The organism is Alteromonas sp. KUL17 (assembly GCF_006538305.1).
Taxonomy (GTDB): domain Bacteria; phylum Pseudomonadota; class Gammaproteobacteria; order Enterobacterales; family Alteromonadaceae; genus Alteromonas; species Alteromonas macleodii.
In genome coordinates this window covers 1-24,551 of sequence record NZ_BJKJ01000005.1, presented here as the reverse complement: position 1 = coordinate 24,551, position 24,551 = coordinate 1, and the positions used below count along the sequence as shown (strand labels likewise).

General features: G+C 44.7%; 22 protein-coding genes. 9 read left to right on the top strand and 13 right to left on the bottom strand.

The features are described 5' to 3' along the window. Positions 1–209: 209 nt before the first annotated feature. Positions 210–1,805: an isocitrate lyase gene (locus KUL49_RS06335; protein WP_131136695.1), complete on the bottom strand. Its 1,596-nt coding sequence runs from the start codon at positions 1,803–1,805 to the stop codon at positions 210–212. 437 nt (positions 1,806–2,242) lie between these two features. Here KUL49_RS06335 and KUL49_RS06330 point away from each other — a divergent pair, with 437 nt between their 5' ends. The 3 genes from KUL49_RS06330 to glsB all read left to right on the top strand — a co-directional run bounded on the left by KUL49_RS06330 (position 2,243) and on the right by glsB (position 5,925). Beyond that, positions 2,243–3,202 carry a chemotaxis protein CheV gene (locus KUL49_RS06330; protein ID WP_131136694.1) on the top strand — a complete coding sequence of 320 codons (960 nt, stop codon included), beginning with the start codon at positions 2,243–2,245 and terminating at the stop codon, positions 3,200–3,202. Between the two features lie 233 nt (positions 3,203–3,435). Beyond that, the gene (locus KUL49_RS06325) at positions 3,436–4,914 is read left to right on the top strand and encodes an alkaline phosphatase (RefSeq protein WP_014979850.1); all 1,479 of its coding nucleotides are present in this window, start codon (positions 3,436–3,438) and stop codon (positions 4,912–4,914) included. Between the two features lie 102 nt (positions 4,915–5,016). Further along, positions 5,017–5,925: a glutaminase B gene (gene glsB, locus KUL49_RS06320; protein ID WP_131136861.1), complete on the top strand. Its 909-nt coding sequence runs from the start codon at positions 5,017–5,019 to the stop codon at positions 5,923–5,925. 40 nt (positions 5,926–5,965) lie between these two features. Here the strand turns inward: glsB and KUL49_RS06315 are convergent, their stop codons facing one another. The 12 genes from KUL49_RS06315 to KUL49_RS06260 all read right to left on the bottom strand — a co-directional run bounded on the left by KUL49_RS06315 (position 5,966) and on the right by KUL49_RS06260 (position 17,987). Beyond that, a complete protein-coding gene (locus tag KUL49_RS06315) occupies positions 5,966–7,378 on the bottom strand; it encodes a lipocalin-like domain-containing protein (protein ID WP_131136693.1) in 1,413 nt (470 codons plus the stop codon). Beyond that, positions 7,375–10,299, bottom strand: a complete 2,925-nt coding sequence (locus tag KUL49_RS06310) for an FtsX-like permease family protein (RefSeq protein WP_131136692.1) — start codon at positions 10,297–10,299, stop codon at positions 7,375–7,377. The genes KUL49_RS06315 and KUL49_RS06310 overlap by 4 nt, the downstream gene beginning before the upstream one ends. Before the next feature lie 51 nt (positions 10,300–10,350). Next, the gene (locus KUL49_RS06305; protein WP_131136691.1) at positions 10,351–11,094 is read right to left on the bottom strand and encodes an ABC transporter ATP-binding protein; all 744 of its coding nucleotides are present in this window, start codon (positions 11,092–11,094) and stop codon (positions 10,351–10,353) included. A 351-nt stretch (positions 11,095–11,445) separates the two neighbouring features. Beyond that, positions 11,446–12,147: a VC0807 family protein gene (locus KUL49_RS06300; RefSeq protein WP_014950200.1), complete on the bottom strand. Its 702-nt coding sequence runs from the start codon at positions 12,145–12,147 to the stop codon at positions 11,446–11,448. Positions 12,148–12,193: 46 nt separating this feature from the next. Beyond that, on the bottom strand, positions 12,194–12,733 hold the full coding sequence (locus KUL49_RS06295) for a rhomboid family intramembrane serine protease (RefSeq protein WP_131136690.1): 540 nt from the start codon (positions 12,731–12,733) through the stop codon (positions 12,194–12,196). A 19-nt stretch (positions 12,734–12,752) separates the two neighbouring features. Then, positions 12,753–13,919: a glutathionylspermidine synthase family protein gene (locus KUL49_RS06290; RefSeq protein ID WP_131136689.1), complete on the bottom strand. Its 1,167-nt coding sequence runs from the start codon at positions 13,917–13,919 to the stop codon at positions 12,753–12,755. Positions 13,920–13,921: 2 nt separating this feature from the next. Continuing rightward, positions 13,922–14,590 carry a DUF1190 family protein gene (locus tag KUL49_RS06285; protein ID WP_014977050.1) on the bottom strand — a complete coding sequence of 223 codons (669 nt, stop codon included), beginning with the start codon at positions 14,588–14,590 and terminating at the stop codon, positions 13,922–13,924. A 10-nt stretch (positions 14,591–14,600) separates the two neighbouring features. Further along, positions 14,601–15,017, bottom strand: coding sequence for a DUF350 domain-containing protein (locus KUL49_RS06280; RefSeq protein ID WP_014950196.1), 417 nt, complete (start codon positions 15,015–15,017; stop codon positions 14,601–14,603). Between the two features lie 16 nt (positions 15,018–15,033). Next, positions 15,034–15,678: a YjfK family protein gene (locus KUL49_RS06275; RefSeq protein WP_131136688.1), complete on the bottom strand. Its 645-nt coding sequence runs from the start codon at positions 15,676–15,678 to the stop codon at positions 15,034–15,036. 11 nt (positions 15,679–15,689) lie between these two features. Continuing rightward, positions 15,690–16,745 carry a potassium channel family protein gene (locus KUL49_RS06270; protein WP_170826512.1) on the bottom strand — a complete coding sequence of 352 codons (1,056 nt, stop codon included), beginning with the start codon at positions 16,743–16,745 and terminating at the stop codon, positions 15,690–15,692. A gap of 148 nt (positions 16,746–16,893) precedes the next feature. Continuing rightward, a complete protein-coding gene (locus KUL49_RS06265; protein WP_014950193.1) occupies positions 16,894–17,574 on the bottom strand; it encodes a PspA/IM30 family protein in 681 nt (226 codons plus the stop codon). Positions 17,575–17,597: 23 nt separating this feature from the next. Then, entirely contained in the window at positions 17,598–17,987 is a 390-nt protein-coding gene (locus tag KUL49_RS06260; protein WP_014950192.1) for a DUF2170 family protein, read from the bottom strand. 268 nt (positions 17,988–18,255) lie between these two features. On the opposite strand from KUL49_RS06260, the gene KUL49_RS06255 reads away from it, so the two are divergent. The 6 genes from KUL49_RS06255 to secF all read left to right on the top strand — a co-directional run bounded on the left by KUL49_RS06255 (position 18,256) and on the right by secF (position 24,508). Beyond that, a complete protein-coding gene (locus KUL49_RS06255; protein WP_014950191.1) occupies positions 18,256–18,531 on the top strand; it encodes a DUF6471 domain-containing protein in 276 nt (91 codons plus the stop codon). Positions 18,532–18,964: 433 nt separating this feature from the next. Continuing rightward, complete coding sequence (queA, locus tag KUL49_RS06250) at positions 18,965–20,011, top strand: tRNA preQ1(34) S-adenosylmethionine ribosyltransferase-isomerase QueA (RefSeq protein WP_131136687.1); 1,047 nt, start codon at positions 18,965–18,967, stop codon at positions 20,009–20,011. Between the two features lie 173 nt (positions 20,012–20,184). After that, a complete protein-coding gene (gene tgt, locus KUL49_RS06245) occupies positions 20,185–21,297 on the top strand; it encodes a tRNA guanosine(34) transglycosylase Tgt (protein ID WP_014950189.1) in 1,113 nt (370 codons plus the stop codon). Between the two features lie 24 nt (positions 21,298–21,321). Beyond that, positions 21,322–21,657 carry a preprotein translocase subunit YajC gene (gene yajC, locus KUL49_RS06240; protein WP_014999069.1) on the top strand — a complete coding sequence of 112 codons (336 nt, stop codon included), beginning with the start codon at positions 21,322–21,324 and terminating at the stop codon, positions 21,655–21,657. Positions 21,658–21,712: 55 nt separating this feature from the next. Next, entirely contained in the window at positions 21,713–23,557 is a 1,845-nt protein-coding gene (secD, locus tag KUL49_RS06235; protein ID WP_014950187.1) for a protein translocase subunit SecD, read from the top strand. A gap of 9 nt (positions 23,558–23,566) precedes the next feature. Beyond that, positions 23,567–24,508 (top strand): protein translocase subunit SecF, encoded by a 942-nt coding sequence (gene secF / locus KUL49_RS06230; protein WP_131136686.1) that lies wholly within the window; start codon positions 23,567–23,569, stop codon positions 24,506–24,508. Positions 24,509–24,551: the final 43 nt, after the last annotated feature.

Below are 24,551 nucleotides of genomic sequence, written 5' to 3'. Positions count from 1 at the left end.
GCGTTTAGTCTTAAATTGGCCGCCGTTATACCTATAAGGTATTGAAATATAGTTGGTATATTTTTTTTATGAAATTTAGAAAAATATGGCTTTTTTGTTTTATGCAAAAAGCATAAGTGAAGTGAATGACGCGCACAAAAAAAGGGCACCCGAAGGTGCCCTGTAGGAAAGGTTGGGATACTTTCCGTTTAACTCATTGCCTGTTCGCGTTATACGTCGAACTGGTTCATGGTGTTATCTTCACCAGACGCTTTAAGTGCACCTTCACCAGAGAAGTACTCTTTGTGTGTATCACCTAGGTCAGAACCTGCCATCGCTTGGTGCTTAACGCACGCTAGACCTTGGCGAATTTCTTGACGCTGAACACCGCGAACATAAGCAAGCATACCTTCTTCACCGAAGTAACCTTTTGCAAGGTTGTCAGTAGACAGCGCTGCAGTGTGATAAGTCGGTAGCGTGATAAGGTGGTGGAAGATACCCGCTTCACGTGCTGCGTCAGCCTGGAAGCTCTTAATCTTCTCGTCCGCTGCTGCTGCAAGTTCGCTGTCATCATAGTCAGCAGACATAAGTTTAGAGCGGTCATAACCAGAAACGTCTTTACCTTCTTCTGTCCAAGCATCAAATACTTGCTGACGGAAGTTAAGCGTCCAGTTGAATGATGGAGAGTTGTTATAAACCAGCTTTGCGTTTGGTACTTGTTCGCGAATAGCGTTAACCATTTCAGCAATTTGACCAACGTGAGGCTTTTCAGTTTCAATCCAAAGCAAGTCAGCGCCGTGCTTAAGTGACGTTACACAGTCAAGTACTACACGGTCAAAACCTGTGTTGTCTTTAAAGCGGAACAGACCGTTTGGTAAGCGCTCAGGTTTAACCAGCTTGCCACCTTGCTTAAGCACTAGCTCACCTTCAGTTAGGTCTTCAACACCTGCAACTTCAGTCGTTTTAAGGAACGCGTTGTACTGGGCAGCTAGGTCACCTTCTGATGTAGATACTGGGATCTTCTGGGTAAGACCAGCACCTAGTGAGTCAGTACGTGCAACAATTACACCTTCATCAACACCTAGTTCAAGGAATGCATAGCGTACTGCATTGATTTTCGCTAGGAAGTCTTCGTGTGGCACGGTTACTTTACCGTCTTGGTGACCACATTGCTTCGCGTCCGATACTTGGTTCTCAATTTGGATACAGCATGCACCTGCTTCAATCATTTGCTTTGCAAGTAGGTAGGTTGCTTCTTCGTTACCAAAGCCCGCATCGATATCTGCGATAATTGGAACTACGTGAGTTTCGTAATTGTCGATTTCAGCTTGAATCGCAGCTACATCACCACCGTTTTTCTTAGCGTCGTCTAGCTTGTGGAAAAGGTCGCCTAATTCACGCGCATCTGCTTGGCGAAGGAAAGTATAAAGTTCTTCGATAAGCGCAGACACTGATGTTTTTTCATGCATTGATTGGTCAGGAAGAGGACCAAATTCAGAGCGAAGTGCTGCTACCATCCAGCCTGAAAGGTAAAGGTAGCTTTTGTTAGTTGTGCCTTGATGCTTTTTAACTGAAAGCATTTTTTGTTGGCCTACGAAGCCATGCCAGCAGCCTAGTGACTGTGTGTACTGAGACGAATCTGCGTCGTATTCAGCCATGTCTTTGCGCATAATGCTTGCAGTGTAGCGAGCAATGTCTAAACCTGTTTTAAAACGGTTTTGAACCTTCATGCGTGCAGCGAATTCCGGGTTGATACCTTCCCAAGTTCCGTTTTGTGCTGCCTTTAATGTGGCGAAGTTATCAATGTCTTGTTGATATTGCGACATGAGCGTCTCTCCCGACTATAATTAAAATACTTAACGTTGTTTATGTTTACGCTGTAGGGCGTTCCCGTTGATTCCATTTCATCCTAGTGCCGGATTTGGAATAATAGAAATATATATTTTGCATTGTGGTCATTTATTTTGTGAATGGCTGGCGCCGAGAGAAGTCTAGATACTGTAAATCTTTGACACCTATGTTTGGTGGTTTTAAGGCTATGGCGCAGCAGTGGGGCAAGAAGTGGTCGGTAATAAATAACTTACGTAGGTTGCAAATGCTTGCTGGTGTTGACTATTTCGCCTTGCTATTAGCTAAAAGGGTAATAGCTTTGCCGGTGTGAGCAAGGTAAATTTGGGCGTAGAGCTTCACGCTAGAAAATCTTGTCCGATACGAGGGCGCTTTTGTTTTAGCTTGTTGATATATAATATGAAAAGTGGGTGTTATGAGTAGTAGTGTATTGTCGTCAGTTGACCAAAGAACCAAGCTTGTTGGCGAGAACAGGCTTGAGCTTTTGATGTTTCAACTGGGAACGCGACACATTTTTGCCATGAACGTCTTTAAAATTAAAGAAGTTATAAACGTACCTAAGCTCAATATAATGCCGGGTTCACATCACAACCTGAAAGGCGTGATGAACTACCGAGGAAGCTCCATTCCAATTATAGACTTGCGTCAGGCAATCAAAATGCGCGGTGCAGCTACACAAGCAACTGCGAAGAATGTCATTATCACTGAATATAACAGAAGCGTGCAGGGCTTCATTATTGGTGAAGTGAAAAACATAGTGAATACATCGTGGGGAACCATTCAGCCACCCCCTAGCGGCATTGGAAAATCCAATTATTTAACCGCCATAACTCAGGTGAATGTTGAGGGTAAACAAGAGCTGGTAGAAATCATCGATGTTGAAAAAGTACTCGCGGAAATCATCGATTACGACACATCTATCTCTGAAGAAGTGCTAGATAAAGACATTGTTAACCACTTCTTAGGCAAGAAAGTGTTGATAGTAGATGACTCAAGCACAGCAAGAAAACAGATTAAAGATACGTTAGAGCAGCTAGGTATAACAATCATCGAACGTAAAAACGGCGCTGAAGCGTTAGCGCTGCTGAATAAGTGGGCCGATGAGGGGAAGAATCCAACCGACGAAATTTTGCTAATGTTTACCGACGCAGAAATGCCAGAAATGGACGGCTATCGGCTTACTTCTGAAGTGCGTAACGATCCTCGTATGAGCAATTTATTTATAGCACTCAACACATCATTAAGCGGAAGCTTCAACGACGCCATGGTAGAAAAAGTTGGATGTGACAGGTTTATCTCCAAATTCCAGCCCGACATGCTCGTTGACGTGGCACAACAGCGCATGCGCGAATACCTCTCATCACAAAATAAGTAGTCGCTTCCTTCTTTAAAGTTGCTAATTTAATGAGATGACCATCTGGTCATCTCATGCTTGCGTTATTTTGTCCAAAAGCTTTGAGCATCTTGCCAGCCTGCTTTACACTATTACATCTTATCGCTTTGCTAACACCTTTATGATCACCAAAGAATCATTCGCGATAGTATCGTTATTGTTGTATCTGCGGGTATCCAGGCCAGTAGGTACCTTACTTACTCAGGGAAGTTTAAATGATTAAACAATTTGTTCGCACATCACTACTAAGTTGTGCGTCTATTGCTGTTCTTGCGGGTTGTGGTATCACTGAATCTATGACCGAATCAGCAAGTGCAACCGGTACGCAAACTAAAGGTGTACCGAAAAATATAATAATGGTTGTGGCCGACGGTATGGGGCCTGCCTATACCACGGCTTATCGTAATTATGTAGATGACCCGTCAACACCGAATATCGAATCGGTTGTGTTTGACGATATTTTAGTGGGCAATGCCTCCACGTATCCTGCGCAAGTATCTGGTTACGTTACCGATTCAGCCGCTGCAGCAACTGCTCTTGCTACTGGCGTTAAGTCATACAACGGTGCAATTGGTGTTGATGTAAATAAACAACCAGTAAACTCTGTTATGTACCATGCTAAGAGTAAAGGCATGCGTACTGGTTTGGCAGTAACGTCTCAAATTGTTCATGCGACACCTGCGTCATATATTGCGCATAACGAAAGCCGTAAGAACTACAACGAAATAGCTGAAGATTTCTTTGATGTTCGCGTGGACGGTAAGTTTGTCGCTGACGTGATGCTAGGCGGTGGAACGTCTTACTTTGAACGCGATGACAGAGATATTTTGGCGCAGTTTATTGATGCTGGCTACGAATATGCCGATTCATATAACCGTCTGGCTTCAGTGCCTGCGGGAAGTAATGTTCTCGGTCTGTTTGCTCCAGTAGCGCTGCCTGCGGTATTAGATGACAAGCGCAAAAATCGTCTTGAGTACCTAACTCAACATGCTATTAAACACTTAGAAAACGACAATGGGTTCTTTCTTCTCGTTGAAGCAAGCCAAGTAGATTGGGCTGGTCACGCAAACGATATCGCGTCTGCCATGGCTGAGATGCACGATTTAGCGCAAACCATGGAATATTTGCGAGATTATGTAAAAGCACACCCTGACACTCTTGTTATCTTGACGGCGGATCACAGCACAGGTGGCTTAACCATTGGCGCAAACGGCGACTACCGCTGGAGCCCTGAACATCTTAAGTCTATGTCAGCCTCGGTAATGACAATTGCTTTAGAGATGGCAAATGAAGAGAACCCTGGCGAATTTGTGGCGCAGAAGCTTGGCTTGTCGTTGAGTGAAGAAGAGCTTGCCACGCTAGATAGCGTATCAAACCAAGATGATGAAACTCGCTTCATGGCAGTAAAAACCTTCTTAGACACCAAAACAAACACGGGGTGGACAACAGGCGGTCACACTGGTGTAGATGTTGAAGTATTTGCTTTTGGCGCTGGTTATCAATCGCTTATGGGGCAAATTGATAACACGGATATTGCAAAAACAATCTTCAGTTTTATCGATAAAAAACAGCCAGTAATAATCGATTCCGATTCAAATAAAGTATCAGAAAAGGTATCGACCAACATTGAGCTTACGTCAGACGAAGATGATGATGGCTTGTGTGACTTTAAGGAAGATTGGCGCTGTAACTAATCGCTACATTGTTTGTATAGAAATTAAAGCGCCAGCGTTTTTATAACAAGGCGCTTTATTTTTATCTGTGGTAAGCAGGAAAGGGGAACTATGAAAAACGAAATGCTGGCACTACTTCAAGATATCTATGATGAAGTTGAGCCCATGTTGGGCATGGGAAAAGTTGCCGACTACATCCCTGCGTTGGCCACGGTTAATCCACGGCAATTTGGCATTTCAATTTGCGATACAAACGGTCAAATAACGTCGATAGGCGATGCGAGCGTTCCTTTTTCTATTCAAAGTATTTCAAAAGTCTTTAATCTTGTTTTAGCCATCAACCACTACGGTGAAACCATGTGGGAGCGAGTTGGATGTGAGCCATCCGGCCTGCCGTTTAACTCTCTTGTACAGTTGGAATATGAAAACGGTATTCCCCGCAACCCCTTCATTAATGCCGGTGCGCTGGTGGTCAGTGATATGGTGCAATCTCGGTTCGCTTCGCCTCATATTGCCATGCGAGATTTCGTAAGACGCTTAAGCTGTAATGGCGATATTGTGGTGAATAAGGTGGTGGCAGAGTCTGAATACGAGCACCGTTCTCGCAATGCAGCAATGGCATATTTGATGAAAGCCTACGGAAATTTTGAAAACGAAGTGGAAGATGTGCTTCGTAATTATTTTCACAACTGTGCGCTAGAAATGAGTTGTGAGGACTTGGCGCGCTCAACGAGCTTTCTTGCTAACGCAGGTTTTTCTACTTGCGCAAATGAAAAGGTGTTAACGCCTTATCAAACTAAGCAGGTGAATGCGCTCTTAGCAACCAGCGGTATGTATGACGAAGCTGGGAGCTTTGCTTTTAAAGTAGGCCTGCCTGGTAAAAGTGGCGTAGGTGGAGGCATAGTGGCTGTTGTACCAGGACGCTTTTCAATTTGCGTATTTTCGCCAGCGCTTAATAGCGTGGGTAATTCTCAGCTAGGTGTGGCGGCTTTGACATCGCTAAGTGAACGCATCAATTGGTCTATTTATTAGGGGCTATTGCGCTTCGCTGTATATCAAAGGTCAACAGGCCTCAGTAGCCTGTCAATTCCATAAAGCCGCTCCCTGAGTGGGAGCCTTTTATTTCTACTCGCCCTTCGTAATAGGGAAATAAGCTGTTATTCCATTGCTTTTCTTTAAACGGGTTTACAGTAACGTCAATATCTTTTATTGGTATTTGAATGCGCCAAAAGGTGGGGACAGCGCGAGCTACTCCCCCCTCGTTGATAGTTTCATAGGCCCTTGGCGTAATTGATACGTTGGCTTGCTCTATGGTTTCTTTCGTGCCATTTTTCGCTATATAGCTAGCCGTTGTGAATATTTCGCTGCGTTTGCTTTTGCTATTTTTCGTGTTTTTATTCATGGCGTGCATGCGAAACGCCATCAATTTACTTCCATCGTCTAAATGCAGCGAGAACCAATCCCATCCCATGGCTTCACTGTTGGCTAGGTGGCTCGTCCACTCGTGATCAAACCAGCCTTTACCCGTAACTTTTACGCTATTGCCCTCTATGTTTAACGTACCCTCCGCGTTAATGAACGGCTGGCTGTAATAGTAGGAGCGAAGGCGTTCGTCCTGTGTTTTTTTACTGTAGCCATTATCACCCTGTTTGATGAAAGGCCCATAGGTATCTAGATTAAGCGCGACTTTGACGGCGCTAAGGCCCGGTGTATCATTTAATTCTGATAAGCTGTCTGCAGTGGGAGCGGGGATTTTTCCACGTGTTTTAACCGAATGATGCGCGTTGCTTTGCCCGAAAGCGAAAGTTAACACGGATGGGAACATAGCTTTGCTTTCTGCACCTGTTTGGACTTCCGCCTGTGCCGCTTTCCAAACCCAATCGTCAATCACTGTCGTAAAGGGTTGTTGATTCACAAAGGCATTACCTACGCCTCCGCTTGCAAAACGTTCTTCGAAATAATGCTGTTCAGCGGTGTGTAGCGAAGCATGTCCCATCCACTGCTGGCCATTGCTCCAATTTCTTGCGATATGGCTATTAGCGTTAGTATGGAGGTTATCTTCAGAGCTATGACTAGCACTACTTTCGGCGCTACCTTCAGCACTCTTTTTAGCATTAGCCCTAGCGCTTTGATGGGCGACTAGCTCAGTATTGAAACGAAAAAGCGTATATTGAAGGCCAAACTCTTGCCCGTCTTCAGCGCTTAACACAAACGTGAGGTACCACCACTCTAATTGAAAATCGGGATGACTCATGTGATCGCGCGGTAATGCAACAGTATAGCCCCGCTGTACTGGCGTAAAGGCGTCGCTCGACTGCATGTTTCCAAAAAAGCCGTTTGGCGTGGAGGTTCCCAGAGTTTCGTTTTCATCTTTTGGGTTTTCAGTACATGCACTCAACGTGAAAAAAATAGCTATAAGTACTAAAAAGGTGTTGGCTTTAAATCGCAAAAACGTGGTGTTGGCACTACCTAAATGGTTTTTCATAGCTGAACTTCCTGCCTTAAATCAATTTTCGGCTTAAGTTTTCCTAAAGGTAACAACAGCACCAGCGAAACGATAAGCAGCGATAACCCGACGCTAGAGAGAATAACCTGTGCATTAAGTGATAGCGGGTACACCCAGTTAAACGCATGTCGGTTTACTTGTTGAATAAAAACATAGGCCAAGTACACGCCGAAAGGAACGGCGAGCAAGGCTGAAATAAAACAAAGCAGCAGATATTGCGCAAACAGAGAAGCTTTTACTTTGAGCTGACTAACGCCAAGGGCACGCAATACAGATAACTGCGCTGCGCTGCCTATGGTTAGCACCGTCAGCGAAACAGCGAAGGCGACGCCCGCCACCAATAGGGTGGTAATGTTAAGGCCGTCGGTTAATACAAAGGTACGATCAAATGTCTGCATAGAGGTATCTAACAGCGCTTGTCGGGTATAAAGGGCAATTTCGCGGTGTTCCCCTAACTGTGATTTTAGCTGCTGTTCGAGGATGTCCTTTCCATAGGTGCTTTGTTTGTTGTCGCCTATTACGTTAGTCTCAATAGGCGGCTCTGGGTAAATAGCCACTACACCGGAAAAAAGTTGATCCCTGATAAGGACATCGTTTCGATTAAATGAGGGAAGAGGCACTAATATTTGCCCGTTCAGGTTACCGTAGTCGGGATAAATCCCCAGTACTTTCCATTGAGGCGTCGCTGCAAATACGTTTGAGTTCGACGAACTGCTTTGTGAGCCTTGTGTTGGGTCAGTAGTTTTATCTTGTGGCGAGCTATACGCCTCGTTAGATGTATTAATCGCCGAAGAACTTGAATTCGCAGTTTTACGAAGGCGAATATTTTCTATATCTAGCGTGTGTCCTAACTTTGCGTTAAGGGCAAACGCTAATTGCTGATTGATGAATACCCCTTTCCCTTCTGTAAACTCACGCCACACTGTGTTGAGGTCGTTGTTTATTACATCATCGAGGACAAGCGCCTTTTTACCGCTTTGGTGAACGGGGTAGCTACTGATAGAAACGTAGGTGGGCGGGTTGTTACTGACTTCACGTATTTCTTTATGTATCTCTTTATGTGTCTCTTTTTGAGCATGTGAGCCAATAACAGCTCCCTCAGCCTTAAGTAAAGGAGTTAAAGCAAGTAGCGGTAACGTTTCGATACGACTAAGTGGCGCGTCGGTGTACAAATAGAAAGGCGCGTAAAGCCTTTGCGTTAACCACTGTTCAGTGGCGTCTCTAAAGCTGTCCGTCATGGTATTCATACCAATATTTGCGGTAAGCGCGATAAAGAATGCACAAACGGCAAGACGGGTTTTACTGGACAGTAAATGCATATTAGCAATGACGTAGTGAAACACGGGCCACTGTCTTGGTACAAATCTAGTCAGCAGCTTAGACAAAATGGGTAACCAAAGAAGTACTAGTGCGCAGCTGGTAAGAAGCAACAATGCAACAAAGAAAAGTGCTGAAGCAGTAGAAGATACAAACCCCTCAGCGATAAATAACAGTAGTAGGGCACATAATGAGATAAGACCTACGGCAAATTGGCCTAACGCATTTTCTTTTTTGACAGGCGCTACGGTTAGGGAATTTGAAAGCTTAATGATAGAAACTAACGAAAAAACAACCAGCGATATAAAGGTCGTTGTTAATGCGAAGCCGAAGGTGAAAAGCAGATTAACGTCTGGGTTAACAAATACGGCGTTAAACAATGACGTAAATGTACCGTTTATCACAGGTGACAACCATGAAGCCGCTTGAAAACCGATGAACATGCCAATTGGAATACTTATTACGCAGTAAACAAGCAACTCGGTGAATAGGGCAATGCTTAAAATTCGCTGAGATATGCCCAGCTGCCGTAAACGAATGATATTGGGTAGCCGCGTGCGGTACATTAAGTTTAGCGCGTTAAGTACGATAAAAAGCGCCACAACGCCCATCAGTCCACTCATTGCCCAAAGATTTAGTCTAAAACTATCTGGCAACGAACCGGTGTCATTGTCTGTATTGCTAGTGGTTTGCTTTACAGGTATTCCAAGTAGGGTTTCTATTTGGGTTAAATGCTGATGTGATAGCGGTGAAAGTGCAATAAGCCCGGAAAGTGGGACGTAAGCTTTCTGTTGCTTTGCTTGTTTCTCTTGCGCGCGTTTAGCATTGTCAGGAATAACAGGCTTAACAGGTTCATCATTCTCAATCGTTACCCCGCCTCTGTAAAACTCATCGATAGAGATCAAAATTGTATTTTGCGGAGCAAAGCTGCTCACATACGCGCTTACCGTTGCAGGCCAATAGGGACTTGGCGCGGATTTTTTATCGGTTTCATTGAGCGTGTCGTGACAGGCCAGTTTTGCGTTCGTTAAGGGGTGAATAAGCCCATTTACAGCGAAGTCGCCCCCAGAATTTGAGCGCAATTCGCGTCCCGCTGGCGTCTGCTGGTTTTCCATTTCACTAAATTTCTTCGCATTTTGCGATAAATAGGATAGTGAAACAGCGCTATCGTTTAGGGCAGGCGCCTCAAAACCTCTCGTTCTAAATGCACTTCCTATAAGAGGCTGAGTATCAACACCAAGTAATGTGAGAGTTGTTACTGTGGGCTCGCTGCCATTGCACGATAGGGTAACGTCTCTTTCAGCTATCGCAACAAGCTGGGTAAAACCCTGCTTGCGAAGCGTGGCGTAATCGCTTTGCGTAAAGCGAGCTCTACTGTCTGCTGGGGTGATGATACTGCCCAAGGTAAGCCCTTGCTTCGACTGTAATAGTTCACCTTGTGTGGCGCCTTCGTTTATAAGCAAAACGGTAACCAAGCCAGCATTGGCCAGTATAATTGCGGCCATAATGAGCAAAGGTTCCCACGGCCTGTGCCTTGCCATTGCAAGTAAGCTAAAGAGCGCTAACAGTAAAGTGCGCAGCACGTTATCTTCCTAATTGCTGTTTTCGGTGTCTTTTTCAAAGGGCGCATATCACTAACGTTTTTCACCTGTAATTAGCTTTCTGCTACTGGTGAAGACAAGGTTTGTCTCTGGACTTTCACAATTCACACTCTCTAATACCCCTTTGTGTAGTCGCAAAGCGGCGTCTGCTTTTACCGCGACGTCTTGGCTATGAGTAACCACAACAAGAGAAGTGTTGGCCTCTTTACAGGTTTTAAAGAGTAAGTCAGACACGGTTTCGCTGGTGGTTTCGTCTAAATTGCCGGTGGGTTCGTCGGCCAAGATAAGCGAGGGGCGATGTACAAGTGCTCTAGCAATGGCACAGCGCTGCTGTTCACCGCCAGATAACTGACTTAGCGGCTTTTGCGCTAGGGGTAATATCCCAAGTTGCTCCATTAACGCTAATTGGTAGTCGTCATCTACATTACCTTTTAGCCTTGCAGTAAAAGCAATGTTGTCCCACGCATTAAAGCAGTCGAATAAATTGAAGCTTTGAAACACAATACCTAAATGCTGTTTGCGAAAATTATCAATATCCTTCGCTTTAAACGTATTATCGAGTTTGCTATTGCCAGCAATCGACAATCCATTTACCGCAATATCTCCACCGTCGGGCGTCTCAAACCCAGCAATAAGCGATAGCAAGGTTGATTTACCGCAGCCAGAAGCCCCCTGAATACTCACCGATTCACCTGTCTTTACAGTAAGGTTAAGATTGTTGATGAGCGGAGCCCCTGTCTGTGAAAAAGATTTCTTTAAGTCTTTTATTGTCAGCATAATTCGCCGTTTCGTATTGAACCGTCTTAGTGTGAACATGAAGGCGCGAGAATGCATGCTATACGCAATACGCAATATTCAGCGCTCATGGCGTAATGCTAGAGATGCTATGCGCGCTTTAAATTAGCGCCTACATGTTCTAATAGAATGGGTTATTTTTATCATTGAGAGTATACGTAATACCCACGCTTTTTGGTTAAAAGCGGTGCGGAAATTTGATGGGGTCAAACTCTTATGCGTCTAAAGATATTGCTTTGGTGGCTTAGGATACTAGATATGTAACTGCTTTAGTTGCAGAGAAGGGTATGTTAAATACAAAAAGGGGCGTTAAGCCCCTTATCAATTGTCTTTCTACTGATTGATAAAGTTATCGAGTTCTTCGCCAGTAATTTTTTTGATTTGAGCAAATAAATACCAGAGCGCTGCAATAAGCAAAATCATGCTCGGGATCACAATAACTGGGTAGCTAAGCGCAGTCATTCGGCCAAGTTCTTCAGTGTAGGCCGTTGTGCCAGGCTCACTGACCAAAATCATTTTAGCTAAAATATAGTTAAGTGCAGAAGAGAGGAAAAACGAACTCGCTACGATGTAAGAGCTAACCGCGACTTTCTTTTTAAACTCGCTCTGTTTTCCTTTCGCATCAAGAACTTGGTTTAGGTGTGGCCAGTTTATGATTTGGTCGTTCAAAATAAGCATTTTGACCAAGGGTTTATTAGAGTATTGGGTGACCAGTACTGCGATACCGATAATGCCTGGGATAGCGGCTTCTTTTATCGCAATATACTCGGCAGGCAGTTTTAGTAAGCTAAACCCACCAGTAAGTAGTACGCTGATAATGCCTAAAATGGAAAAGCCGTTGACCTTTCCCGACTCTTTTAAATCCCATAGGCCATAACCAATAGGAAAGCTGAGTGCCGCCACAATGCTCCACGCAGGGCCTAGGTAATCTTCCGAACTTGCATAGCTCATAAGCACCACAGGAATAACAATGTTAAACGCGAGGTTGCCGAAAAAGCCTTGGTTTTTTTGTGTAGGTTCTTGAACTGCTGACATATCTAATTACAACGTCTTATCTTGAGGCTAATTATACGTAAACTAATTAGCGTGCCCAGTGCCATGCGGCAAATAAGCCACCAATAAAGCCAAACAGATGATATTCAAAGGAAATAAATTTGGATGTGGGAAGCACACCAACCAGCATTCCTCCGTATAGCGCCGCAACCACAAGTGAGATAAGTAAATACCGTACTTTATTACTTCGAAAACCTGCTAGTACAAGGAAACCAAAATAGCCATATACCATGCCGCTCGCGCCAATATGCGTAGCGCTTCTACCGAAAAGCCACACGCCTAAACCACCAATAAGCAGTGCGCTTAGCGTAGCGATAAGAAACGTGCGTTTTCCCCACTGCATAGTAAGCCACATGAACAGCAAAAGAGGCACCAAGTTAGCCATCAAATGCGTGGGTGTACCGTGAAGGAAAGGGGCTGTGAATATATATGGCAAGGTTGAAAGTGTACGAGGCACTACACCAAACTGATTAAGTACATTGCCGGTAAGTAAGTTTGCTACTTCTATTACGATTAACAATGCACCTAGCGTCAGTAGAACGCGAATTTGGAAAGAAAGCGGCTTCATCGAACGCACCTAAAGTAGATTACAAAATAATATGAGGAAGGTAGCGAGAGAGATCTTGGGTAATAGCAGATGCATCTTCTCTTACTGAAATACCTGCTGGCATGTCATCTACCAACCAACTACCTATGAGTGTATGGTTACCTTCAAAAACGGGTAAAGGTTCAAATGCTTGAACAATATAGCCTTCTTCGCCGTAAGGACCATCGCTAAGCCTATTCTCAATTCCACCTTCAATGATTGAAACATTCGCGCCTTCCCTAGAAAACAGAGGCTTTTTAATCCACTTTCCTGATAGTGTGTTTGTTTTTATTTCATCTGAAAAATAAGCGGGAAGCAGGTTAGGGTGGCCTTCAAATTTCTTCCAAAGCTGAGGAAGCAAGGCTTTATTGGAAATTATCGATTTCCATGGGGGCTCTATCCAATTAACTTGGGCATCTTCTAACACATCGCCAAACTCTTCGCGCAGCATAAACTCCCAAGGATAAAGCTTGAAGCAGTCTGTAATTGGCGCGTCTTGAAGATCGGTAAAAACGCCCGTGTCCGCTAACCCAATGTCTTCAATAAAAACGAATTCAGCTAAAAGCCCGGCCTCTGTAGCGCAGTCTTGTAGGTACTGCACTGTTCCGCGGTCTTCTACGGTATCTTTACAACACGCCATGTGCAGTTGATTAATGTTGTAGTGCAATGCTATTTCGCGAAAGCGATGAACTAGTTTTTCTTGCAAGCTATTGAACTGATCAGCGTGCAGGGCGAGTTTGCCGGCATCCACATTTTGTGAAAGCCACAGCCACTGCCAAAACCCAGATTCATACAAGCTGGTGGGCGTATCTGCATTATTTTCTAGCAGCTTAGCTGGCCCTTTGCCGCTGTAGACAAGGTCAAGGCGTGAATACAAACTGGGGGCTCTTTCCTGCCAGCTGTCTCTTACTAAGTCCCAATGTTGCTCTGGAATTCGAAAACGAGTAAGTAATTCCTCACTATTAACCACATCTTCGGTCACTGCCAAGCACATTTGATGTAGCTCGGCTGTGGGGTCTTCAATGTCGTTTTCAATTTGCGCTAGCGTGAATTGGTAGTAGGCACTTTCATCCCAATAAGGCTCGCCATACATGGTGTGGAAATGAAAACCAAACTCGTTAGCCAACTGCTGCCAGCCCTTGCGAGGCTGGCAAGGCATTCTAAACATAGTTATCCGCCCCAGCCGCCCTTACGGCTGCTGCTACCCCAAGACGATTTTGCACGAACGCTGCTACCAAACCCGCCTCGTTTCATTGTGCGGTTCACGGTAGGCTTAGGCTTATAAACGTCTTTGTTTACGCGATATTTTCTTTTGCGAATGTCACCGTCGAACACATAGCCGTCTGCCGTTATCCAGCGTGAACGAAACGGTGAATTATATGAATAGGAAGTATATAAGGGCTGTGAGTAATAGCGATTTGGCGATAGCAGAGAGCTCACCATGTAGCCTGCCATGAACGGCATGAAAAAGCTGCCGCTACTATTATTCACATATTGGCACTGGTTAGGGCCAAATTCATGTTCGCAGTCGTACTCAGAGCTAAAGCGCGGACTGGTGCGCATGGCCTCGTCGACAGCTGTCTGGTAGGCAGCTTCACAACGCTCTACTGCATCAGGAAAATCCTGTTTACAGTCTTCTAGTGAGGTGTAAATGGTGGCGTCTTCTTTTTCGCCGCCACAACCACTTAAAATAACGCTGGCCACACCCAATGCTAAAGGCTTCACGCTAAAACCTTTGCGCATGCGACCAAGGTCAATATGTTTGGTGCGTTTTAATGCGGGCTTTTCACCTTGCACGCTATCAACAACATCAAGCTGAGTGTTTCGTTTATCAGTCATCGCTGCCCCCTTAATAGGTCATGCAAGCGGCATTGAGTAAGCCTACGGCAATAGACATGCTGGCAAGCATAACACCCGCAGAAACTTCGTTATTGTTTATGCGCTCAGCGATTTTCGGCATAAAGCTAAAACGCAAAATGGCAAACGCTAGGGATTGTGCAATCACAGCAACAAGCGCCCAAATAGCAAAATCTACTACAGCAACCGAGTTTGAAGCTGCGCTGCCAAGGGCGATAGCAAAACCGATTATAGCACCACCAAAACCGATGGCAGCGGCAACGTTTTTCTCTTCTTTTACCAGCTTCCATTCATCGTGAGGTGTGACCAATGCGTACACCAATTTGAAGATAAACAAAAAAACAATCGACAAGCCGAAGTAAAGCGCAAAGTTATCAAGGCCAGCCAAAGATTGCATGATCGTATCCATAGTTATTCCCTTTTTATTAACCGTTTATAGTGATATCTGCAGGTTCAACATCAAACCCCGTTGAAATCACCAAACATCTATCTAAATTATTACCAACTTGCTTTTCTTCACCCACAACAAGCAGGGTTTCAACTCTATCGTTACTGATTGGGCGTTCGTACAGCATCATGAACTGATCAGTGGTACTCACATCACCATCTTCTTCATAGGTAGTTTCAGTGACGGCAACAGGCGGTGACTCATCGCCCACTGCCCCCCACACGCGGGTATAGACCTTGCCGTCAAGCTCATAGGTGGGCTGGCTGATAATGTTTTTCAAGCATTCGTTCCACTGAGCAGTATTACCAATGGTTTTCGTTTCATAAAAGTGCCACAGCTTAACATCGGTAATGTGATTTTCAGACAAGCCGCCGTCGGTGACCACCTGTAAAAATCCATCGTCGTCGGTGTAAAAGCGAAGCAGAGTGCCACCTGTATCTATGGGCGCTTCACCTACCGCTTGAATTAATTGAGAACGGGCTGCACCTTCAATAGTGAGCTCCGGTTCTAATAGCGAAAGTTTCAAGTTATCTAACTCGAAAGAGCCACCTAAATAAAGCCCCATTATTTCTGGCGACTTAGGTTTTTTAGGTTCTGATTTTTTAAATAATTTACTAAACATGTTTACGCCTCTTAATCAGCGTCTAGAGAAGACCAGTTAATTGCGTTAATGCGGCGCTCAGCAATGTAAAACAAAGTGTCGCCCGGGTTTAACGTAACGTCCAACGGTGGGTTTACTACCATTTCTTTCACAAGGCCATTTGGCGCATAACCAATAAAGATGGCATCGTGTTTACGTTTCAAGTTAATAAATAACTTAGCAACAGAAATGGCGTGGCTACTTTCTGGGATTTTTACTGAAAATTGCGCCTGGCCTTCTTCAATACTCAGCAAGTCGTGATGAAGCATACTTGAACCAGGATCAAAAGCGGCTTTAACTAACATTTCTATTGCCACGCTCGGTGTACACTCCACTTTAGGGCAGTGATCCTGAAGTAAGCTGACTAGGCTATCATCATCAAAATAAGCCACCTGATGTGCATCAGGATTACGCTTAGTACAATACAGTGCGGTAGTCATGGTGACATCGTCTTGTGGGTTATCGATAAGAATAGTTCGGGCGGTGGACACGCAAGCGCGATCCATATCTTCGTCTTTGTTAAACGAATCTACCTTCACGAACTCAATCACGCCAGGCATGGGATTAGTGATATCGGCCTTCACGCACAGCACAATATCGGGGCGCTCTGGCATGGCATCGCGTTCTTGAAGTATTAAATCAAGCAGCAACATAGTACGCTGCTCATTCCACCCAATTACTAAGATATGTTCATCTAGCATCAAGCTGTTCATACCCAACAATCCTTTCTTCCACGTTAATGAAACCCAAGCTGCAATCCGGCCAATTACCATGGCGAAGATACTCAAACCAAGCGGTATGACGTAAAGCGCTACAACCAGTTTTCCCGCTGGCGTGACGGGAGATAAATCACCATAGCCCACTGTAGAGGCGGTGACCGCCAGCCAGTAAATAAAGTCGGCGTTGGTAATTAAATCGTGCTCGTCTGCAGCGTAAAGTAGCCAATAGCTTGTTACTGCGTAAAAGGCGGTGGCACCGACAATAGTGTACCAGCGTGATTCTGCAAAATATTGCAGCATGATTTTTCGCAGTTTTATCCATGGAGACATAAAAGAAACAGCCCTTGTTATGCGTGCCCTTACTCTGCCTTGAAGTACTTGATTTGTCTAGGTTAGCGCTTTACTTAACGGTAATTTACGCAGGAAATTATTGTAACAAGAATTAAAAATGGGAGCGCGTAGCTCCCATTTTTCTCACTTACTTGCCTAGAATTCGCGCTAGCTCGTCATCGGCCGAGGTTTTACCCCCTTTAATGCCCGCTTCGGCTAGACGTTTTTCTAGATCGCTGCTCGATTCATTATTTGCTAACTCTTCTGCAGCTTGTAGCTCAGCATTACGCATTTTTTGCTTATCTTGAATACGTGACAGTGACTCTGTCGCCGTTTTCATTTTGCTATTCGCACCCATGTGGCGTGAAGAAACCGCTACTTGCGCCTTCTGAACGCTTTCAGTGGCTTTTACCATATCCACTTGCTGCTCTAAGCGACGTAAATTCGCTTTCGCCTGTTGGATATTTTGTGCCAGCTGCTTTTCTGACTGCTGGAACTGATCAAGATATGTTTGTTCTTGGTCTCGTTCTTCTTTAAGTTCAGACACCTTTTGCGCACAGTCTAGCGCGAGTTGGCGGTCGCTATCGATGGCCTTGCGCGCGTGAGCTTCGTATTCCGCAATTGACGAATTGAAGCTATCCACTTTTTGCTGAGAAAGTTTACACTTTGCCAAGATTTGGGTACGTGCATGGTCTGACTTACGCAATTCTTCTTTGGCTTCTCTAATTTCTTGTTCCAGAATTCGAATAGCCTGACTGTCTACGACAGATTGAGCAGCTTCGGTTGCACCACCTTTTACTGCAGTTACTAATTTTTTCCACACTGACATTCGCTTCTCCTTAGAAGTAAATTTTAGTTAAGGTGTGTTTCGTAGGCATCTAAGAAAGATGCAACATTCTGAAACAGGGTTTCCACTTCAATAACGATACTTTCGGCTTTTGACTGGGCACTTAGCGCACCAAAGGCAGTGTAGTACTCTTCACCACCAATGTTTGAAATGCCTACCGTGGTCAAAGGGAACACCATATGAGTAGACAATATTTCATGATCTAGCGCTGGCTTATCTTTTACTTCCGACGCTGCAAACAAAAGACTCTCTACTAAGATCTGCTCTCCGCTGATAGCAAGCCAGGCGTCTATGCCGTCTTGATTAGCAATAAGTAAGCAGTTTTCCTCACGTGTTACCACAAAGTCATCATGCTCTTTAAATAAGGCTTCGATGCTTTCCAGTTCCCAGCTCATACCTTTCTCCTTTAGTTATTAAAGCGATAGTTGTGAAAATGAATGTCGTGTAAGTGGTGTGTTATACAACTGCACTTTATTAAAAACAGATACTTTGCTGTATTAACCACCGAAGTTACTGTAACGACTATTTTCATCTTCGCCAATATCTAGACTTGCAGTGTAGACCTGTTGTGCCATAATCGTCAACATTAAATGCATGCTATAAGTGTAAAAAAGTGTGTTTTTGTAAAATATATATCACATTTATGTGGTTTTGGGAGGCTGTGTGAACACTGGAAATACGCAAGGTGCTAAAAATGCGTGGCGGCAAACGGTAGCAAGAGTCGTGAAATCTGAGATGTCTGTGCGAGGCGTAAAATATCAAGCGTTAAGCCAAAGGCTGGAAGAGATTGGTGTGGAGCAAAGCGCAGATAACCTTAGAAATAAAGTAAATAAAGGTATTATGGGCGCCGATTTACTTCTGCAGATTTTGTACGTGTTGAAGGCGCGTCCATTAGATGCGGCGCTTTTAGAGGAAATCTTAACTGATCTTCAGCAATAAACAGCGTAAAATACCGCCGTTTATAAGATATCGATATTCAACTAACCTGTCGCGCAGAGGAATCGAAGCTTCGCAATAACGTTGCGATGAGTGAAGGTAGGCAGGGAAAATAAGCAGATAAAAAAATACCCAGCAAGTGCTGGGTACGAATGATAAGGAATGTTTATGGGAGAACATCATCACTATCTGTAGGTATCTTAACCGTTTAAGGAGTTAAGTGCTATTTAATAAATTGAATTGTACGTATATTGTTCAATATAAAGTTATTTTATAATATACGTTAACATTTAATTTGTTGATAATTAACATTTTTGTTTTTATTTTGACTTTGGCTTAATCTGTAGATCTATTTTTATTAGCCTTTAGTTGCAACTTAAATAGCACTTAATGTTCTACTTTTGTCTAACTTTTATGCCGTAATTTAGTCGTATTTATGAAACTATCAGATTTTAGCTTCGAGCTACCCGAAAAACTTATCGCCAAATACCCAACTCAGCAACGTACAGCGAGTCGCTTGTTACATTTAGATGGGAAGACTGGCAATGTAGCGCACACGATGTTCGCTGACATGCTGAAATTTGTAGAGCCGGGTGACCTCTTGGTGTTCAACAATACGCGAGTTATTCCTGCACGTTTACTGGGCAAAAAGGAAACGGGTGGTCAGGTTGAGGTGCTGATCGAGCGCATCACATCAGACAATACAGCGTTAGCGCATGTTCGCGCGAGCAAGGCGCCTAAGCCTGGATCTAAGCTGATTCTTGAAGAAAAAGTGAATGTTACGGTGACAGGGCGAGACGATGCGCTATTTATTTTACAGTTTGACCACGATGAGACCGTATTAACGCTGCTGGAAGCCCATGGCCACATGCCGCTACCTCCTTACATCGACCGTCCCGATGAAAGTTCAGACAAAGAGCGCTATCAAACCGTTTACAATCAAAAGCCGGGCGCGGTTGCGGCGCCTACTGCAGGGCTACACTTTGACGATGCAATACTGGCTGCGTTAAAAGAAAAAGGCGTGAATTTGGCCTTTGTAACTTTGCACGTTGGCGCGGGTACATTCCAGCCTGTGCGCGTTGATAATATTCAAGAGCACAAAATGCACGCAGAGTTCGCCGAAGTACCACAAGACGTTGTTGACGCTGTTCTAACCACAAAGGCCAACGGTAAACGTGTTATTGCAGTGGGTACAACCTCTGTACGCTCTTTGGAGTCAGCGGCAAAGGCAAGTGCAGAGCGCGATGACGAGGAAGTTATTGCACCATTTAACGAAGATACAGAGATTTTTATCTACCCTGGTTTTGAGTTTAAAGTGGTAGACGCAATGTTCACCAATTTTCACCTTCCAGAGTCCACGCTAATGATGTTAATTAGCGCATTTGCTGGCAAAGAGAATGTCATGAAGGCTTATCAAGAAGCGATAGAGAAAGAATATCGATTCTTTAGCTACGGTGATTCTATGTTTATTGAACGCGCCTAAGCACATTCGCCCGAGGACATTAGGCGTTTAAATCGGTGTTTTGCAGGCCTTTCTAGCTTAGTTATGGATAAACATAGATACGGGGCATGATCTCAGCCGAATTACTGGTATAATCGCCGCCAATTTATTTTTATACCCAGCGCAAAAGCGCAACAAAGTGGGAATGCTTTCACATGCAATTTGAGTTGTTAAAAACCGAAGGCCGAGCACGACGCGGTCGTTTGGTGTTTGAACGCGGTGTTGTTGAAACCCCAGCGTTCATGCCCGTAGGTACATACGGTACTGTTAAGGGAATGACCCCTGAAGAATTAAAAGACAGCGGTGCACACATCTGTCTTGGAAACACGTTTCACCTGATGCTTCGTCCTGGTACAGGCATTATTCGCCAGCATGGCGACCTGCACGACTTCATGAATTGGGACAAGCCAATCCTTACGGATTCGGGTGGCTTCCAAGTGTTTAGCTTGGGTGATTTGCGTAAAATTACCGAAGAAGGTGTAACATTCCGCTCTCCGATAAACGGCGAAAAGATCTTACTTACGCCTGAAAAATCGATGGAAGTTCAGCGCGATTTGGGCTCTGACATCGTGATGATTTTTGATGAGTGCACGCCGTACCCCGCTACTGAACAAGAAGCGCGCGTTTCAATGGAAATGTCGCTACGTTGGGCCAAACGTAGTAAAGAAGCCCATGGCGATAACCCAGCAGCACTGTTTGGTATCATTCAAGGCGGTATGTACGAAGGTCTGCGCGACGTTTCACTTGCTGGCCTTGAAGCTATTGGCTTCGACGGTTACGCCATTGGTGGTCTTTCAGTAGGTGAGCCGAAAGAAGATATGATCCGCATTATCGATCATACCGCACCTAAAATTCCGGAAGATAAACCTCGCTATTTAATGGGCGTGGGTAAACCTGAAGATTTGGTTGAGTCTGTGCGTCGCGGTATCGATATGTTCGACTGTGTAATGCCTACGCGTAATGCGCGAAACGGTCACCTGTTTGTGACTGAAGGCGTAGTGAAGATTCGCAATGCGAAACACAGAAACGACACCTCGCCATTAGATGAGAATTGTGATTGCTACACTTGTAAAAACTATTCTCGCTCTTATCTACATCATTTGGACAAGTGTAACGAAATCTTGGGTGCGCGCTTAAACACCATCCACAACCTTCGCTACTATCAGCGTGTGATGCAGGGTCTTCGCGATGCGATTGACGCAGGTACGCTTGATGAGTTTGTACAAGAATTTTATGAACAAAAAGGGTTGCCGGTTCCGGCACTATAACAACGATAATATTTGGGGAATTTTATGAGCCTATTTATCTCTAACGCTTACGCACAGTCTGCTGGTGCGCCGCAAGGTGGCGGCATGGAAATGATCATCATGCTAGCTGTATTTGGTTTAATCTTTTACTTCTTGCTTTACCGTCCACAGGCTAAGCGTGTAAAAGAGCATAAAAACCTAGTATCGTCACTAAGCAAAGGCGATGAAGTGTTAACACAAGGTGGTTTGGTTGGAAAAATCACTAAAGTGTCAGAAGAAAAAGACTTCATTGAAGTTGCACTTAACGATTCAAACAACATCGTTGTTCAGAAGTCTTCAGTAACTGCTGTGCTGCCTAAAGGCACGATGAAGTCACTGTAAGTAACAAAAGCCGGGGCCGGGACGCTTCCCGGTACTGGCACGAAAGGATTATCCAGTGCTAAACAAAAACTCTATTTGGAAAGTACTGAGTGCACTCATTGTGGTTGCAATGTGTGCACTTTATGCGCTTCCTAACATTTACGGTGAAGATCACGCCGTACAAATCTCAGCAGGCCGTGACGCTGTGGTAACTGACGCCACTGTGGAACAAGTAAAAGCCGCGCTAAGTGAAAAGAATATCTCTCCAAAACGTGTTGAGTTTGAGAACGAACAAATATTAGTTCGCGTTTCGGATTCTGACACCCAGCTTGTAACTCGCGAAACGCTTGAAAAGGCGCTTGGTGATGACTACTACGTGGCTATGAACCTTGCCCCTGACACGCCAGAATGGCTTGAAGGCCTAGGTGGCGCGCCAATGAAGCTAGGTCTTGACCTTCGCGGTGGTGTTCACTTCTTGATGGAAGTGGATATGACCGAAGTGATTGCTAAGTCGCTAGAAGACGCAGAGGGTGGTTTCCGTACTTCGCTGCGTGAAGAGGGCATTCGTTATCGCGGTGTAAAACAGGTTGACGATCATATCGACATTACGTTCCGTGATGAAGATGCGCTAGACAAGGCAGAGTTCTTTTTGCGCAACCAAAGTCGCGACCTAACCTTTAACCAGGTGGACGACTTAACACTTCGCGCTATTTTTGCTGAAAGCAAGCTTCAGGAAATTCGCGACAACGCGGTTAAGCAAAACATTACCATTATTCGTAATCGTGTAAACCAACTTGGTGTGGCTGAGCCGCTTGTACAAAAGCAAGGTGCTGATCGCATCGTTGTGCAGCTTCCAGGTATTCAAGACACCGCCCGTGCGAAAGAGATTCTTAATGCCACAGCAACACTAGAATTTCGCATGGTAGATCAGAAGAACGATATCCGTGATGCATTGAACGGCCGCGTTCCTCCTGGCTCTCAAGTGATTGAAGATCAGCAAGGCATTCCTCAGCTTCTTGAAAAGCGTATTATGCTAACCGGTAGCCATATTATTGATGCGAATAGCGGTGTTGATGAGTACGGACTTCCGAACGTAAACATCTCGCTTGATTCTGAAGGCGGTAATAAGATGTCTCGCTCAACTCGTGGGAACATTGGTAAACCAATGGCTACGGTGTTTATCGAATACAAGTCGACTGGCGAACGTAACAAAGACGGCAAGCTAGTGTTTGAAAAACACGAGCAAGTTATCTCGGTTGCGACTATTCGTGCGCAGCTGGGTAGCAAGTTCCAAATCACAGGTCTTGATTCACCGAAAGAAGCCCGTGACTTAGCGTTACTACTTCGCGCAGGTGCACTGATTGCGCCAATTCAAATTGTTGAAGAGCGTACGGTTGGACCAAGCTTGGGTAAAGAAAACATTGAGCTGGGCATGCAGGCTATTATGTATGGTCTGGCAGCGGTACTTGTTTTCATGTTGATTTACTACAAAGCGTTTGGTGTGGTAGCGAACATCGCTCTGATTACAAACCTAGTTATGATTGTGGGCATTATGTCGATGATCCCTGGTGCAACGCTTACGCTACCGGGTATGGCAGGTATTGTACTGACCGTTGGTATGGCGGTAGATGCAAACGTTCTTATCTTTGAGCGTATACGAGAAGAGATACGTGATGGCCGCAGCCCACAGCATGCCATTCATCAGGGTTACGACAGTGCTTTTTCTACCATTCTAGATGCTAACATTACCACCTTCATTGCAGGCTTAATCCTGTTTGCCGTGGGCACAGGCCCAATTAAAGGCTTCTCGATTACACTGATGATTGGTATAGCAACCTCGATGTTTACCGCAATCCTAGTTACGCGCGTTATTGTTAACGCAGTATGGGGCGGTCGACGCGTAGAGAAATTGGCGATTTAAGGAAGTAACATGCAATTATTAAAACTATCCGATACCGTCAATTTTATGCGCCTTCGCATTCCTGCGATGGTGTTATCAACGGTACTCATTTTAGGTTCGTTCGTGTCGCTAGGCGTTAATAGCCTTAACTGGGGGCTAGACTTCACTGGCGGTACGCTAATTGAAGTTGGCTATGAGGACGCTGCTAACTTAGAAGGCATTCGCGCCCAGCTAAACGAAGCTAACTTTGAAGATGCTATAGTGCAGAATTTTGGCAGCAGCCAAGATGTACTTATCCGTATTGCTCCTCGTGATGGCGTTAAAGCTGTGACTATTGGTGAGCAGGTACTAGCTGCGCTGCGCGCTGATGGTACTAAGGTTGATATGCGTCGTATCGAGTTCGTAGGTCCTAACGTAGGTGAAGAGCTTACAGAGCAGGGCGGCCTTGCGATGCTAGTCGCACTCTTGTGTATTCTGGTTTATGTCGCGATGCGATTTGAATGGCGATTCGCTCTAGGGTCAGTGTCGGCACTAGCTCACGACGTTATACTTACGCTGGGTTTGTTTTCAGTACTTCAAATCGAGTTTGACCTTACGGTACTTGCAGCGGTACTAGCGGTAATTGGTTATTCACTTAACGATACCATCGTTGTGTGTGACCGTATTCGTGAGAACTTCCGCAAAATTCGTAAAGGTGAGCCTGTTGAGATTATCAATATCTCGCTAACGCAAACCCTAAACCGTACTATCATCACCTCATTAACCACGGTGTTGGTATTGGTTGCATTATTCTACAAGGGTGGTGCACTTATTCACGGATTTGCAACAGCATTGCTGTTTGGTGTAGTGGTAGGTACTTACTCATCGGTGTATATCGCAAGTTCAGTGGCACTTGCATTGGGTATTAGTAAAGAAGACCTAATGCCACCACAAGTGGAAAAGGAAGGCGCAGATTTAGATCCTATGCCTTAGTTTTACACGCTTGAAACGTACAAAAACCGCATCTACGATGCGG